Annotated in this window: 12 protein-coding genes; 7 read left to right on the forward strand and 5 right to left on the reverse strand. The window is 74.7% G+C overall.

Going from position 1 to position 13,968, the window contains the following annotated elements:
• The first annotated feature begins 85 nt into the window (after positions 1-85).
• A complete protein-coding gene (locus tag ACZ7KX_RS20415) occupies positions 86-1,741 on the forward strand; it encodes a condensation domain-containing protein (RefSeq protein WP_470327641.1) in 1,656 nt (551 codons plus the stop codon).
• A gap of 74 nt (positions 1,742-1,815) precedes the next feature.
• Here ACZ7KX_RS20415 and ACZ7KX_RS20420 read toward each other — a convergent pair whose 3' ends face one another.
• Both ACZ7KX_RS20420 and ACZ7KX_RS20425 read right to left on the reverse strand, forming a co-directional pair.
• On the reverse strand, positions 1,816-2,481 hold the full coding sequence (locus ACZ7KX_RS20420) for a hypothetical protein (RefSeq protein WP_470327642.1): 666 nt from the start codon (positions 2,479-2,481) through the stop codon (positions 1,816-1,818).
• Positions 2,482-2,612: 131 nt separating this feature from the next.
• The gene (locus tag ACZ7KX_RS20425; protein WP_470327643.1) at positions 2,613-3,245 is read right to left on the reverse strand and encodes a sigma-70 family RNA polymerase sigma factor; all 633 of its coding nucleotides are present in this window, start codon (positions 3,243-3,245) and stop codon (positions 2,613-2,615) included.
• A 236-nt stretch (positions 3,246-3,481) separates the two neighbouring features.
• Between ACZ7KX_RS20425 and ACZ7KX_RS20430 the strand changes: the two genes are divergently transcribed.
• The 5 genes from ACZ7KX_RS20430 to ACZ7KX_RS20450 all read left to right on the forward strand — a co-directional run bounded on the left by ACZ7KX_RS20430 (position 3,482) and on the right by ACZ7KX_RS20450 (position 8,046).
• Complete coding sequence (locus ACZ7KX_RS20430; protein ID WP_470327644.1) at positions 3,482-4,285, forward strand: SAM-dependent methyltransferase; 804 nt, start codon at positions 3,482-3,484, stop codon at positions 4,283-4,285.
• 118 nt (positions 4,286-4,403) lie between these two features.
• The gene (gene bla / locus ACZ7KX_RS20435; RefSeq protein WP_470327645.1) at positions 4,404-5,324 is read left to right on the forward strand and encodes a class A beta-lactamase; all 921 of its coding nucleotides are present in this window, start codon (positions 4,404-4,406) and stop codon (positions 5,322-5,324) included.
• Between the two features lie 211 nt (positions 5,325-5,535).
• Positions 5,536-6,423 carry a DMT family transporter gene (locus ACZ7KX_RS20440; RefSeq protein ID WP_470327646.1) on the forward strand — a complete coding sequence of 296 codons (888 nt, stop codon included), beginning with the start codon at positions 5,536-5,538 and terminating at the stop codon, positions 6,421-6,423.
• 77 nt (positions 6,424-6,500) lie between these two features.
• Positions 6,501-7,301 carry an SDR family NAD(P)-dependent oxidoreductase gene (locus ACZ7KX_RS20445; protein WP_350520867.1) on the forward strand — a complete coding sequence of 267 codons (801 nt, stop codon included), beginning with the start codon at positions 6,501-6,503 and terminating at the stop codon, positions 7,299-7,301.
• 7 nt (positions 7,302-7,308) lie between these two features.
• Positions 7,309-8,046, forward strand: a complete 738-nt coding sequence (locus ACZ7KX_RS20450) for a polysaccharide deacetylase family protein (protein ID WP_470327647.1) — start codon at positions 7,309-7,311, stop codon at positions 8,044-8,046.
• 119 nt (positions 8,047-8,165) lie between these two features.
• Here the strand turns inward: ACZ7KX_RS20450 and ACZ7KX_RS20455 are convergent, their stop codons facing one another.
• Genes ACZ7KX_RS20455 through ACZ7KX_RS20465 form a run of 3 tightly spaced genes read right to left on the reverse strand, consistent with a single transcriptional unit; the run spans position 8,166 to position 11,367 of the window.
• Complete coding sequence (locus ACZ7KX_RS20455; RefSeq protein WP_470327648.1) at positions 8,166-9,257, reverse strand: MGDG synthase family glycosyltransferase; 1,092 nt, start codon at positions 9,255-9,257, stop codon at positions 8,166-8,168.
• 13 nt (positions 9,258-9,270) lie between these two features.
• Positions 9,271-10,215 (reverse strand): NAD-dependent epimerase/dehydratase family protein, encoded by a 945-nt coding sequence (locus tag ACZ7KX_RS20460; RefSeq protein WP_350520864.1) that lies wholly within the window; start codon positions 10,213-10,215, stop codon positions 9,271-9,273.
• A gap of 27 nt (positions 10,216-10,242) precedes the next feature.
• Positions 10,243-11,367, reverse strand: coding sequence for a DegT/DnrJ/EryC1/StrS family aminotransferase (locus ACZ7KX_RS20465; protein ID WP_470327649.1), 1,125 nt, complete (start codon positions 11,365-11,367; stop codon positions 10,243-10,245).
• 382 nt (positions 11,368-11,749) lie between these two features.
• Here ACZ7KX_RS20465 and ACZ7KX_RS20470 point away from each other — a divergent pair, with 382 nt between their 5' ends.
• Positions 11,750-13,951 (forward strand): MMPL family transporter, encoded by a 2,202-nt coding sequence (locus tag ACZ7KX_RS20470; protein WP_470327650.1) that lies wholly within the window; start codon positions 11,750-11,752, stop codon positions 13,949-13,951.
• The last annotated feature ends 17 nt before the right edge of the window (positions 13,952-13,968 follow it).

Here is a 13,968-nt window from a genome sequence, read left to right on the forward strand (position 1 = left end):
GGCTGCACGCGAAGGGAACCCGCACCGGACGACCCCGACCGACCCGCTACCGGCCGCCAGGCAGGTCGGAGTCCGCTTCGCCGCCGTGAGCAGCGGATCCGGCCCGCTGACCCGCGGCCAGGACAACATGATCCGCTGCATCCGGAGCGACACCCCGGAGCGGATCAACAAGGACTCCGTGTGGCCGGTGCCGGCCGGCACCACGGTCCCGGCCGGCCTGGTGGCCCTGAGGCTGCTGGTCGAGCGGCACGAGTCGCTGCGCACCTCCTTCCCGCCCGGAGCCGGCCCGGACGGCTTCCCGGTCCGCCAAGTGGTGCACCCGAGCGGGCGTTTCACCGTGACGGTGGTCGAGTCGGACGACCACGACGACGGCCGGCTGGACGTCCTGGCGGGCGAGCTGGGGCGGGCCGACGTCGCCGTCCCGCTGGACCTGGCGGTGGCGCCCCGGATCCGGTTCACCCTGGTCGCCCGGGGCGAGCAGCTGCTCCGACTGGTGGCCGTGGTCTGCCACGCGGGTGCCGACGGCGCCGCCACCGCCGTGCTGATCCAGGACTGGTACGCCCTCGCCGTCGGGCGGCAGCTGCCGCCGGTCGTGGCCCCGACGCCGCTGCGGCTCGCGGCCGCGGAGCAGAGTCGGCAGGGCCGGCGCAAGGCGGCGGCCGGACTGCGGCACTGGGCCCGGGTGCTGGGCGGCGCCCCGCAGACCGTCTTCGCGGACCCGCGCGTCACCGGCCCGCCCCGCGACCACACCGCCTTGATGGTGCGCTCGGGTTCGGCGGCCGGGCACCTCGCCGCCGTCTGCCGCCGGGTCGGCGCCAGCCCGTCCGTGGTCCTGCTCGCCGCCTTCGCCGCGCTGGTCGCCCACCGGGCCGGCCGACGGGGGGACCTGGTGATGTCGGCGCTCTCCGCCAACCGTCACCAGGCCGAGCTGATCGACCACGTCGGCACCCTCGCGCAGGACGCGCTGATCCTGCTGGACACCGATGCGGCCGATCTCGACCAGCTGATCGGCCGCGCCAAGTCGGCATCGCTGAAAGCCTATTGGAACAGCATCCTGGACGCCGAGCAGGTCTGGCAGCTGGTCGAGGACGTCGCCCACCGGCGCGGCTCCCGGTTCGCCCGCCAGGTGGTCGTGAACGACCTGAGCCTCACCGTCCCGCCGGCCGTCGCCGACGCCCAGCCGCCCCCGTCCGGTGACCCCGAGCTGACCCCGCTGCCCGGCCCGCCGCTGCCGGTCCGGCTGATGCTGGCGATCCTGCGGATCACCGGCAGCCTGGACTTCGTCCTGGTCGCCTGCCCCCAGGTGCTCGACGCCGAGGAGACCGAGGGTTTCGCCCGGGCGCTGCTCGCCCTGCTCGCGGCGGCCGCCGAAGGCCCGGTGCTGCTCGCCGACCTGCCCGCCGTGCTCGGTCCGCCGGCCGGACGGCCCGGCGGCGAGTGGCGGCTGGTCGACGGCTCCTGGATCGACCTCGCGGCCGTCCGCGCCCTCGTGGAAGCCGCCGTCGGCCCGCACCGACTGTCCCTGGCCGAGGGGAGGCTGGTCGCCGAGATCGCCACCGACGATCCCGCGCTCCACCCCGCCGCCGCGCACCGCGCCGTCGTCGCCGCCCTGCCGGGCCGCGACACCGCGATGGCGCCGCACCACTACGTCGTCCGGCGGGCGACGGCGGACGGCGAGGAGGTCGAGGCCGGAAGCGGGCGGGATCCGGAGATCGTCGCCCGGCTGTCCGCACTCACCTGAAGGGATGATCCCGGGCGGGCGCGGGCCGCTCACTCCGACGAGTCCTCGGCGCGAACGGCGACGAGCCACGCCGCTCACCGCGACTGGCCCGCGCCGTCGTCGCCGAGCCCCCACGGGAGGTCCCACGAGCACGCGGAGGTGGCGCCCGAGGTGAGGCCCCACGGGCTCGGGACCTCCTCCGCGTCCTCGCCCTGCAACGGCAGCCGGTCGATCACCGCGACCAGTGCGGGCGGCAGCTGCGGCGCCAGCCCCCGGTGCACCCGGGACAGGATGTCGCGCCGTACGTCGGCCGGCAGCAGCGGTCTGCTCATCCGCAACGGCCGCGGCCCGGGCGGGCGTCCGGCCGAGGACAGCTGGTCCGACCAGGCCCGCCAGTAGTCGGCGTCGTCGGTCTCGCCGAGCATCAGGTGGTGCAGGTGCAGGCAGTACGCGGCCGTCCCGCTGCCGGAGCCGGCCGCGAAGCGCCACCAGAACTCGGCGCCCTCCTCCTTGCCGGTGGCGTACAGCAGCGCCCCGAACACCTCCGCGCCCTCGGGCTGGATCCGGCGCGCGTTCACCAGCAGGTCGAGCCCGCGCGAGGCGTCCGGCGCGCCCAGCACCAGGGCCACCACCAGGCCCAGTTCGAAGGAGGCCTGTTCGTGCTCCGACGGCAGGTGGCTCGGCGCGGCGGTCAGCCGGGCCTGGCGCACTGCCGCGATCCGTTCGGCGTGGGCGCGTTCGGGCCGGGGCACCTGGATCACCGCACGCCCCCCGCCCGTGCCGCGCGCCCCGCCGGTGCCGTGGGCCCCGTCCGTCGTGCGCGCCCCGCCCGTCGGCCCCGGCCCGCCGGTCGCGTGCGCCCCGCGCGGGCACCCGCCCGCCCGCCGGTCCGTCACAGTTCGCCCCCGCGGTCCGGGAGTTCGCCCACCCCGAGCCGGCGCGCCAGCCGTTCGCGGGCGTGCCGCAGATTGGAGTGCACCGTCGCCACCGGACGCCCCAGGTATGCCGCGATCACCTTCACGTGCAGGCCGAGCAGGTAGCGCAGGATCACCACGTCCCGTTGCCGGTCCGGGAGTTCGAGGATCGCCGCGTAGAGCCGCACCTCGTCCGCCTCGCTCTGCAGCAGCCCCTTCGCCACCTGCTTGAACGCGTTGATCACCGCCGCGAAGGTGACCGCCTCGACCTCCACCGGCTCCTCGGCGGAGACCCAGTCCGCGACGTGCCGGTTGGCCAACCGCCAGGTGTACGCGGCCGGTTCCTCGAACCGCAGCACCTGGGGCCAGCAGCGGGCCAGGTCGGCCTTCACCGCCGCGACCACCAGTGCGGCGTCGGCCCGACTGCCTATCCTGGTCAACGCGAGGGCGTGCCAAGCGGGTTCGTGCGTCTCGCAGAACGCGGCGTAGGTGAGGTCCAGGCGGAGGCCGAGGTCTCCGCCGAGCCCCCGGTCCGGCCCCGCCCCGCCGGCGCAGTCCACTGCCGTCCCGCCCCGGTACCCGCGAGCGGGGGCACCCCTGTCGATCGTCATCGATCCTGCTTTCCGTGGCCGTCGGCTGCTCGCCAGGCCACCCGAGGGTCGGGTTGTCCGTGCCCATCCTCATTCCATCAGGCCTGTCACTCCAGGCTGCAAAGCGAACACTGATTGTCATCTCATGTGATACGGCGGCTCGTTGAATCGATCCGGCTGTGATTGGCGCCCGGTTACCGTGGGCAGCAATGCGATCGGTTGCCGGCATGCGAACGATGGACCGAGGGGGAAACGCGATGGGTCTCTACGACGGGGTGGACCTGCGGCTGAACGTGCCGCACTCGGCCCGGATGTACGACTACTTCCTCGGCGGCTTCACCAACTTCGCCGCCGACCGCGAGGCCGCCGGGCACGCCCTCGCCGTCGCGCCGTGGCTGCGCAGCGGCGCCCGCGCCAACCGCTCCTTCATGCACCGCTCCACCCGCGCCCTCGCCGAGGCCGGCTTCGACCAGTTCCTCGACATCGGCACCGGCATCCCCACCCCGCCCAACCTCCACGAGGTCGCCCAACGCGTGGTGCCCGGGGCCCGCGTCGTCTACGCCGACAACGACCCGATCGTCCTCTCGCACGCCCAGGCCCTGCTCACCGGCACCCCCGAGGGCCGCACCGCCTACGTCGAGGCCGACGTCACCGACGTCGCCCGGCTGCTCGACGCCCCCGGGCTGCGCGACACCGTCGACCTCCGCCGCCCCGTGGCGCTCTCCCTCAACGCCCTGCTCCACTTCGTGCCCGACGCCCACGGCGCCTACGAGCTCGTCGAGCACCTCAAGTCCGTCCTCGCCCCCGGCAGCGCCCTGGTGATGACCCACGTCACCCCCGACTTCGCGCCCACGGACATCGCCGATCTGGTCCGCATCTACGAGTCCGCCGGCACCGCCGTCCAGGCCCGCACCCGCTCCGAGTTCGCCCGCTTCTTCGACGGCTGGACGCTGCTCGCCCCGGGTGTCGTTCCCACCCCCCAGTGGCGCCCCTCGGCGGACGAACCCCCGATCTCCGCCCCGGACGCCTCCGCCTACGCCGCGGTGGCCATCCGGCCCTGATTCTGCCAACGGCATATCTCCGTTCCGATAGCGACTGTTGACGAACCATCGGGGCTACTGTGGCGTCCTGTGGTTTCAGGACGCGGCTCCGGCCGCGATTTCGAATACAGGGGGGATCATGTCCACGCAGTCTTCGGCAACCCGGCCCAGTCGCCGCGCCGTTCTGGGGCTCGGCCTCGGAGCGGCCGTCGCCGTCACCGCGACCACCGGCGGATCGGCACACGCGGCGACCGGCCCGGACACCCACCGCCTGCTCGCCGCGCTGGAGCAGGAACACGGCGCCCGCCTCGGCGTCTTCGCCCGGAACCTGTCCACCGGCCGGACGGTCCGCTACCGCGCGGACGAGTTGTTCCCGATCTGCTCCGTCTTCAAGACCCTCGCGGCCGCCGCCGTCCTGCGCGACCTCGACCGGGACGGCGAGTTCCTCGCCCAGCGGATCCACTACACCGCCGACGACATCACGAGGTCCGGTGGCACGGACAGCTCGACGGTCACCAAGGACCACCTGGCACACGGCATGACCGTCGCCGAACTCTGCAAGGCGGCCATCGACCACAGCGACAACACCGCCGGCAACCTGCTGCTCCGCGAACTCGGCGGACCGACCGCCGTCACCGACTTCTGCCGCTCGATCGGCGACCGCATCACCCGCCTGGACCGCTGGGAGTCCGAGCTCAACTCGGCCGAACCGGACCGCATCACCGACACCACGACCCCGCAGGCCATCGCCCGCACCTACCGCCGCCTCACGCTCGGCCACGCCCTCCCGCCCGCCAAGCGCGAGCAGCTCACCACCTGGCTGCGCGGCAACACGACCAGTACGAACCGCTTCCGCAAGGGCCTCCCGGCGGACTGGGCCCTCGCCGACAAGACCGGATCCGGCCGGTACGGGACCGCCAACGACGTCGGCATCGCCTGGACCCCGTCCGGCGCGCCCGTCGTCCTCGCCGTGCTGACCACAAAGCCCGACGAGGCCGCCGTGCGGGACGAGCCCGTGGTCGCCGAGACCGCGGCGCTGCTCGCCTCCGTGCTCGGCTAGCGCGACCCGCTCCGCAGCTGCCGGGGCGGCGGCGGGCCACGAACCCCCGCCGCCCCGTTCCGCGCGGCACAGGCCCCTCCGCGGCCCCACCGCTCCTTCGGCCGTCCGCCGGCCTGATCCCGTGCGCCCGTCCCGCCCCACCCGTGCGCCCCCGGCACGCCGGGGACAGACTGGTGGTGGACCGATGCTGCCCCGCGACGCTGGGAGACGCATGCTGCTGGGACTCACCACCGCGTTGGTCGCGACCGTCTGCTTCGGCTTCGGGGCGGTCTTCCAGGCCCGCGGTGCGCGGTCCGCCCCGCGGGCCGACCGGGTGCGGGCGGGGCTGCTGGCCGCGTTGGTGCGGTCGTGGCAGTTCCTGGTCGGGACGCTGGTGGACATCGTCGGTTTCGTGCTGAGCATCGTCGCCCTGCGCAGCCTCCCGCTGTTCCTGGTGCAGGCCGTCACCAACGCCAGCCTGGCCGTCACCGCGCTGGCCGCCGTCTGGCTGCTGGGCGCGCGACTGCACCGGAGCGACGTCGCGGGCATCCTCGCCGTCGTCGTCGGCCTGACCCTGCTGGCGCTGGGCTCGGGCAGGGAGGGGCGCAACCACGCCCCGGAGGCCTTCCACTGGGCGCTGCTCGCGACCACCGCCGTCATGCTGCCGGCCACGCTCGTCCTGGTCCGCCGGAACGGCACCGCGGCCGCCGCCGGGCTGGGCCTGCTGGCCGGGGTCGGTTTCGGCGTGACCAGCCTGGCGGTGCGGGTGATGGACGCCTCCGGCCTGCTCGCGATCCTCACCGACCCGGCGACCTACGCCCTGGTCGCCGGTGGTCTCGGCGGCTACCTGGCGTACGCCCTGGCGCTGCAGCGGGGCACCGTGACGGCCGCGACCGCCGCCGGGACGGTGGCCGAGACCTTCGGCCCGGCCCTGGTCGGCGTCGTGGCGCTCGGCGACGCCGCGCGTCCCGGGTTCGAGTGGTGCGCGCTGACGGGCTTCGCGGTGGCGGTGGGCGGCACCTTCCTCCTCTCCCGCTTCGGCGAACTGGAGGGCGAGTCGGCCGAGCTGGTGAGGCCGCACCCGGGCGCCGGGACGGAGCAGGCGGTCCCGCCCCGGTAGCCCGGTCGGCGCCGCCGTGCGAAGGTGACTTGCCGGACAAATCGGACGGCGACTGGCCTCAGAGCGGCAGGTGCGCGATGGCGGAGGACCCCCGATCGGAACCCCACCCCGGATCCCGGCGGTCGGCGCCGACCGAGCGCCCGGTCGCACTGATCACCGGCGCCTCCTCCGGGATCGGCCTCGCCACCGCCCTCCGGCTGGCCGGTGCGGGCTGGCGGACCCTGGTCTCCGGCACCGACCGCGCCCGCCTCGACGAGCTCGCCGACCGCACCGACGGCCTGGCCCTGCCCGAGGACCTGAGCAAGCCGGACGGCCCGCGCCGCCTCGCCGAGGCCGCCCTGGCCGAGGCCGGCCGGGTGGACGCCCTGGTCGCGAGCGCCGGCCTCGGCTGGCGCGGCCCGTTCGCGGAGACCCCCTCCGACACCCTCGACCGGATGATCGAGGTCAACTTCGCCGCCACGCTGCGCCTGGTCCGCCTCCTCCTGCCCGGCATGCTGGAGCGCCGCCACGGCCGGATCGTGCTGCTCGGCTCGATGGCCGGTCAGGTCGGCGTGCGCGACGAGTCGGGCTACGCGGCCACCAAGGGCGGCCTGACGATGTTCGCGGAGAGCCTCTGGTACGAGCTGCGCGGAACGGGCGTGGGGGTGCGCCTGGTCCTCCCGGGCGCGGTGGACACCCCGTTCTTCGACCGGCGCGGCACGCCGTACCAGCGCGAACGGCCGCGCCCCGTCTCGGCGGAGCGGGTCGCGGACACCGTCGTCGCGAGCATCACCACCGAGCGCGACCGCCTCTACGTGCCGCACTGGCTGGGCTTCCCGGCCCGCATCCACGGCGTCGCGCCGGGCGTGTTCCGCCGGATGGCCTCCCGCTTCGGGTGAGCCCGGGGTGAGGATCGCGACCGGAGCCCTCGCCGCCGCGGCCGCCGCGGAGTTCCTGCACCTCGCCCCCGCCGCCGTCCGGCTCCCACCGCTGCGCCGCACCGTCGCCCGCCGCACGGCCGGCCACGGCACCGCCCCGGGCCACGTCGCCCTGACCTTCGACGACGGCCCCGATCCGCGCAGCACCCCGTACGTCCTCGACGCGCTGGACGATCTCGGCGTCCGCGCCACCTTCTTCCTGCTCGGCGCGATGCTGGAACGCGCCCCCGAGCTCGGCAGCGAGCTGGTGCGGCGGGGCCACGAGGTCGCCGTCCACGGCTGGTTCCACCGGCAGCAGTGGTACCCGGCCCCCGCGCGCGACCTGCGCGAGCTGCGCCGCACCGAGGAGGCGGTGACCGGCCTGTGCGGCGCCCGCCCGCTCTGGTACCGCCCGCCGTACGGCGTCCTGACGGCCGGTCCGGCCCTGGCCGCCCGCCGCCTCGGCCTGCGCAGCGTGCTGTGGACCGCCTGGGGCCGCGACTGGACGGCGGATGCCACCGGCGCCTCCGTCTACGCGACCGCCCGCCCCGGCCTGGCCGCCGGCGCGACCCTCCTGCTCCACGACTCCGACTGCACCTCCGCCCCCGACTCCTGGCGCGCCACCCTGGCCGCCCTGCCCCTGATCGCCGCCCACTGCCGCACCCGGCGCCTCACCCTCGGCCCCCTCCGCGACCACGGGGTGCCCGGCCGAACGGACCGGCGGTGAGGCCCGACGCCCTTCGGCAGCAACGCCGTTGAAGCGAACCCGACCTGACCGGGGCCGGACCCGACCGGACCCGACCTGACGGAGCCGGGCCCGACCCTGGTCGGCTCGGTCGAAGCCCGCTACCCCAGTCCCACGCGTCGCAGGGCCTCGCCGAACCCGGCGCGCCAGCCCTCCGGGGTGGCGCCGGGCGAGGGCGCAGGGGAGGGGCGCTTCAGCGCCGCGAGGGCGTTGCGGACGACCTCGGCGGGGCGGGCGGAGGTGACGTCGGCGTGGCCGAGTTCGAGCTCGTGCTGGAGGTTGTCGCGCCCGTGCCCCTGGACCACGTCGAGGAGCAGCAGTCGCCGGCCGAGCGCGCGGGCCTCGCTGCAGGTGTCGCCGGAGCTGGTGACGACGAGGTCGGCGGCGGTCATCAGTGCGGGGACGCGGTCGGTGTGGCCGAACGGGTGCAGCCGGGGTTCGCGGCGGGCGGCGGCGCGCAGGCGGCGTTCCAGTTCCCGGTTGTGCCCGGCCACCGCGAGCACGTGCGGTCCGGCCGCGGCGAGTGAGGCGGCGGTGCGGGCGAGTGGCCCGAGCCCCCAGGAGCCTGACATCAGCAGCACGCACCGGGCGTCCGCCGGCACGCCCAGCCCGGCGCGGGCCTCGGCCCGTTCCGGCGGGCGGTAGAAGGGCTGCCGCAGCGGCGCGGGCACGACGGCGATGTCGGCGTCCGGCCGGTAGCGCCGTACCGCGCACGCGGCGACCTCCGAGGTGACCAGGAACACGTCCGTGCCCTCCTGCACCCAGAGCCGGTGCGGCGTGACGTCGGTGCAGAACACGAAGTGCCGGAACTCCCGGCCCTGTCCCCACTCCTGCAGCCGGTTGACCGCCGAGGTCGCGGTGGCGAACACCGAGACCACCAGCTGCGGCCGCTGCGCCTCGACCAGCTTCCGCAGCGCCGGGACGAGCCGGGCGCGGGCGGCCGCGTCCGCGAGCAGCGCGATCCGCGCGCCCGTCCGCAGCGCCGAGAAGTGGAACGCGTCGTACACCCCGGGCAGGTCGAGCAGCCGGCGGAAGACGGCCTCGCCGGCCGCGCCGGAGCGTTCGCCGAGCAGGGCCATCGCGTCGACCGTGTCGGTGGTCCAGCCCCGTTCCCGCAGGGTGTCCGCGCAGGCCTGGGCCATCACGTCGTGGCCCTGGCCGAGTGAGCCGGAGACCAGCAGGGCGTGCGGCATCGGGCGGCCCCGGTCAGGTGGCGGTGGACGCGGCGGTGGCGGCCCGGTACCAGTCGGCGTACCGCCGGACGCCCTCGGCGAAGTTGGTCCGCGGCGACCAGCCGAGGAGCCGCTTGGCCTGGGCGGAGGAGATCCGCCGCCCGGTGTAGTCGGCCTTGCGGCCGCCGATGTGCTCGATGCTCACGGGCCCGAGCAGGCCGTCGACGGTGTCGGCGATGTCGCGCACGGAGACGGCGGTCGAGCCCTCCAGGGCGAAGGTCTGGTCCTCGGCGGCGGGGGAGAGGGCGCGCACGTGGGCGTCGGCGAGGTCCTCGACGTAGACGAAGTTGCGGCTCTGCCGCCCGTCGCCGGCGATGGTGATCGGGCGTCCGGCCAGTGCGGCCTGGACGAACCGGGCGACGACCAGTTCGTCGCGCATCCGGGGCCCGTAGGGGATGCCGTAGCGCAGGATGGTGAAGTGCTGCCCGTACAGCTCGCGGTAGCTGTGCACGAGCATCTCGGCGGCCAGCTTGGTGGCCACGTACAGGTGGCCGCTGTGCTCCAGTTCGATCGGTACGTGCTCGTCCAACTCCTGCTCCTCGCCGCCGAGTTGCTCGCCTGCGAGGGCGGCGCCGTAGACCCAGACGGTGCTTGCGAGCACCGTCCGGCTGAGACCGCTGCGCCGGGCGGCCTCCAGGACGGCCTCGGTGCCGTCGATGTTGGTCCGCACGGCGCGGACCGGATCGGCGGAGACCTGCTCGACGTCGGCCATCGCGGCGAGGTGGTAGACCACCTCGCTGCCCGCCAGTGCGGCGGTGAGGGCCTTCAGGTCGAGGACGTCGATCCGCGCGTGTTCGGCGTCGGGGTTGAGGTACTGGTCGGTCATGTCCACCGCGAGGACCTCGTGGCCGGCCGCGATGAGGTGGTCCACGACGTGTGAGCCGATGAATCCGCAGCCCCCGGTGACGGCTATCCGCACGTTCTTGCTCCCTTCGCTCCGGTCGGCTCAGCCGACCGACCGCCGGTACACGGTCGAGACGGCCTCGATGACCTGCTCCGTCTCGTCCTCCGTCATGTCGGAGTGCACCGGCAGGCAGACCTGCCGTGCGCAGAGGTCCTCGGCGACGGGCAGCGGCCCGCGCCGGTACGGGGCGAGCACCGGCTGGAGGTGCAGCGGCAGGTCGTAGACCTCGCCGGACAGCCGCACGCCGTGCTCCTCGGCGACCGCCCGCTTGAAGGCCGCACGGTCGGTGCCGGCCGGCAGCAGTGCCACGTACTTGTAGTAGTTGCCGCGGCAGCCCGGCGGTTGGAGCACCGGTTCCAGGCCGGCCAGCCCGGCCAGCGCCGCGTCGTAGCGGCGGGCGACGGCCCGGCGGGTCTCGATGAACTCCTTGAGCCGGCGCAGGTGCACCGCGCCGACCGCCGCGTGGAGCTCGCTCATCCGCCAGGAGTAGCCGAGCAGCACGTGGTGGTTGGTGGTGAAGGAGCCCTTGCCCTGGTCGCGGTAGATCCGGGCCTCGTCGCGCAGCTCCGGCGACTCGGTGAGGATCATGCCGCCCTCGCCGCTGGTGGTGACCTTCGTCGGGTAGAAGGAGAAGGCCCCGGCCAGCCCGAAGGTCCCGGCGGCGCGCCCGTCGACACTGCTGCCGTGGGCGTGCGCGGCGTCCTCGACCAGCGGGATGCCGCGCTGGTCGCAGAGCGCGCGCAGGGCGTCCACCCGGGGGGTGACGAGGCCGCCGATGTGCACCAGGACGACGGCGGCGGTGTCCGGGGTGAGGGCCGCCGCCAAGGTGTCGGGGGAGAGCGCGAGGGTGGCCGGGTCGACGTCGGCGAACACCGGGCGCCCGCCCGCGTGGACCACCGCGCCGGCGGTCGCGTAGAAGCTGACGGCGGGGACGACCACGTCGCGGCCCCGGACGTCGACGGTGCGCAGGATCACCTCCAGCGCCGCCGTGCCGGTGCTCACCGCGACGGCGTGCGAGGCGCCGTGCTCGGCGGCGAAGGCCTGCTCGAACCGTTCGGTCCAGGGACCGAGGGTGAGGGCGCCGGTGGCGAGCATCTCGGTCACCGCCTCGGCGACGGCCGCGCGGTCGCTCTCGTCGAACACGATGCGGGCGGCTGGAACGCCCATGGGGCACCTCCGGCGGCTGGCTGCTCAGGCAGCACCGATCAGGTCGGGTCGTCCCGAACCGCACGGACGGCGGTCGGGCCAGGCACATCACGCTACTTCGCCCGGCCGGGTCACGGCCCGTCGTCGCCGCCCGCACGGGTGAACCCGACTGCTTCCTCCGCAGGTAGGAGGGCTACTCCCGGCGCCGGGCGTGCGCTCCTCCGTACGGGGGAGGGCCGTACTGCGTCCGCAGTACGCAAACGGCCTGCGCAGGGACGACGACGGAGCAGGGCCCGCCGATCAAGGATTGGTCACGCTGCGGCGGACCGCGCCCTCGTGGGGCGTACGGCCCGCCCGCGGCGCGCCCTGTACCGAGCACCGCACCGAAGGAGTCCGCTCTCCCGTGGCCACGTTCCTCTACCGTCTGGGCCGATGGGCCTTCGTCCGGCGCCGGCTGGTGACCCTGCTCTGGGTCGCCGTGCTGGCGGCCGTCGGAGTCCTGGCGGCCAAGGCGCCCGCCGCGCCCGACGACGGCTTCTCGATGCCCGGCACGGAAGCGCAGAAGGCCTTCGACCTGATGAACGAGCGCTTCCCCGGCGGCCACGCCGACGGCGCCTCGGCCCGGCTGGTGTTCGTCGCGCCCTCCGGTCAGAAGATCACCGCCTCCCCCAACCAGCAGGCGGTCGAGCGGACGGTCGACGAGCTCGCGCACGCCGAGCAGGTCACCGGGGCGGTCAGCCCGTTCACGGCGGGCGCGGTCTCCAAGGACGGCACCACCGCCTACGCGACGGTCAGCTACGCCGCCAAGGCGGGCGAGCTGTCCAAGGGCGCCACGACCGCCCTGGAGCAGGCCGCCCAGCACGGCCGGGACGCCGGGCTCAAGGTCGAGGTCGGCGGCAACGCGCTGATGGCCAAGCCCGACGCGGGCGGCAGCAGCGAGGCGATCGGCATGGCGCTGTCCGCCGTCGTCCTGGTGATCACCTTCGGCTCGCTGGTCGCGGCCGGCCTGCCGCTGCTCACTGCGGTCGTCGGCGTCGGCCTCGGCATGGCGCTGATCACCGCGTTCGGCAGCGTCCTCGGCCTGTCCACCACCACCGGCACCCTCGCCATGATGCTCGGCCTCGCGGTCGGCATCGACTACGCGGTGTTCATCGTCTCCCGCTACCGGGCCGAGCTGACCGAGGGCCGGACACCGCAGGAGGCGGCCGGCCGGGCCGTCGGCACCGCCGGCTCCGCCGTGGTGTTCGCCGGCCTCACCGTGGTGATCGCCCTCGCCGGGCTCTCCGTGGTCGGCATCCCGATGCTGGCCAAGATGGGCATGGCCGCCGCCGGGACGGTCGTCATCGCCGTGCTGGTCGCGCTCACCCTCGTCCCGGCGCTGCTCGGCTTCATCGGCCGCAAGGTGCTGCCGCGCAAGGTCCGAAAGGCCCGGGGCGACGCCGACCGGGCGTCGACCAAGGAGAACGGCGGCTCCCGCTGGGCGCGGTTCGTGCTGCGCCGCCCGCTCGCGGTGCTGCTCGGCGGCGTGATCGGCCTGGGCGTCCTCGCGGCCCCCGCGCTCGACCTGCGGCTCGGCCTGCCCGGCGACGAGGCCAAGCCCACCTCCACCACCCAGCGCCGCGCCTACGACCTGCTCTCCGAGGGCTTCGGGCCCGGATTCAACGGCCCGCTGACCGTCCTGGTGGACGCCAAGGGCGTCGCCGACCCGAAGGCCGCCGCGAACGAGGTGTCCAAGAAGCTCTCCGGCCTGCAGGGCGTCGTCACCGTGACGCCGCCGATGTTCAACAAGGCCGGTGACACGGCCCTGCTCAACGCGATACCGGCGACCGGCCCGAGCGAGGCCGCGACCAAGGACCTCGTGCACACCATCCGCGGCGGCGCGGTTTCCCTCACGTCGGCCACCGGCGCGACGGTCCTGGTCAGCGGCACGACGGCGATGAACATCGACGTCTCGCAGAAGCTCACGGACGCGCTGGTGCCCTACCTCGCCCTGGTCGTCGGCCTCGCCGTCCTGCTGCTGCTGGTGGTCTTCCGCTCCGTGCTCGTCCCGCTGAAGGCGGCACTCGGCTTCCTGCTCTCGGTGGCCGCCGCCCTGGGCGCCGTGGTCGCGGTCTTCCAGTGGGGCTGGCTGGCCGACCTGATCGGCGTGGAGCAGACCGGCCCGGTGATGAGCATGATGCCGATCTTCATGATCGGCGTGGTCTTCGGCCTCGCCATGGACTACGAGGTGTTCCTGGTCACCCGGATCCGCGAGGGCTTCGTCCACGGCGAGCAGCCCGGCGAGGCGATCGTCACCGGCTTCCGGCACAACGCCCGGGTGGTCACCGCCGCGGCCTTCATCATGATCGCCGTCTTCGCGGGTTTCATCGGGATGAGCGAGCCGATGATCAAGATGATGGGGCTGGGGCTCGCCGCAGCCGTCGCGTTCGACGCCTTCGTCGTCCGGATGACCATCGTCCCGGCCGTCCTCGCCCTGCTCGGCCACCGCGCCTGGTGGCTGCCGCGCAGGCTCGACCGCCTGGTGCCGGACGTGGACGTCGAGGGCAGCAAGCTGCAGACGCCCGCCGCAGAAGCGGCCCCGATCCGGGAGTCGGTCACGGTCTAGCCCGGCCGGGATCCGCA

The sequence above is a fragment of the Kitasatospora sp. NPDC038210 genome, from assembly GCF_055600605.1.

What these genes read in the sequence shown, in the direction of transcription:
- ACZ7KX_RS20425 (WP_470327643.1), bottom strand. Translation starts at nt 3,245, where the DNA reads ATGACGATCGACAGGGGTGCCCCCGCTCGCGGGTACCGGGGCGGGACG.
- ACZ7KX_RS20445 (WP_350520867.1), top strand. Translation starts at nt 6,501, where the DNA reads ATGGCGGAGGACCCCCGATCGGAACCCCACCCCGGATCCCGGCGGTCG.
- ACZ7KX_RS20465 (WP_470327649.1), bottom strand. Translation starts at nt 11,367, where the DNA reads ATGGGCGTTCCAGCCGCCCGCATCGTGTTCGACGAGAGCGACCGCGCG.
- bla (WP_470327645.1), top strand. Translation starts at nt 4,404, where the DNA reads ATGTCCACGCAGTCTTCGGCAACCCGGCCCAGTCGCCGCGCCGTTCTG.
- ACZ7KX_RS20455 (WP_470327648.1), bottom strand. Translation starts at nt 9,257, where the DNA reads ATGCCGCACGCCCTGCTGGTCTCCGGCTCACTCGGCCAGGGCCACGAC.
- ACZ7KX_RS20440 (WP_470327646.1), top strand. Translation starts at nt 5,536, where the DNA reads ATGCTGCTGGGACTCACCACCGCGTTGGTCGCGACCGTCTGCTTCGGC.
- ACZ7KX_RS20430 (WP_470327644.1), top strand. Translation starts at nt 3,482, where the DNA reads ATGGGTCTCTACGACGGGGTGGACCTGCGGCTGAACGTGCCGCACTCG.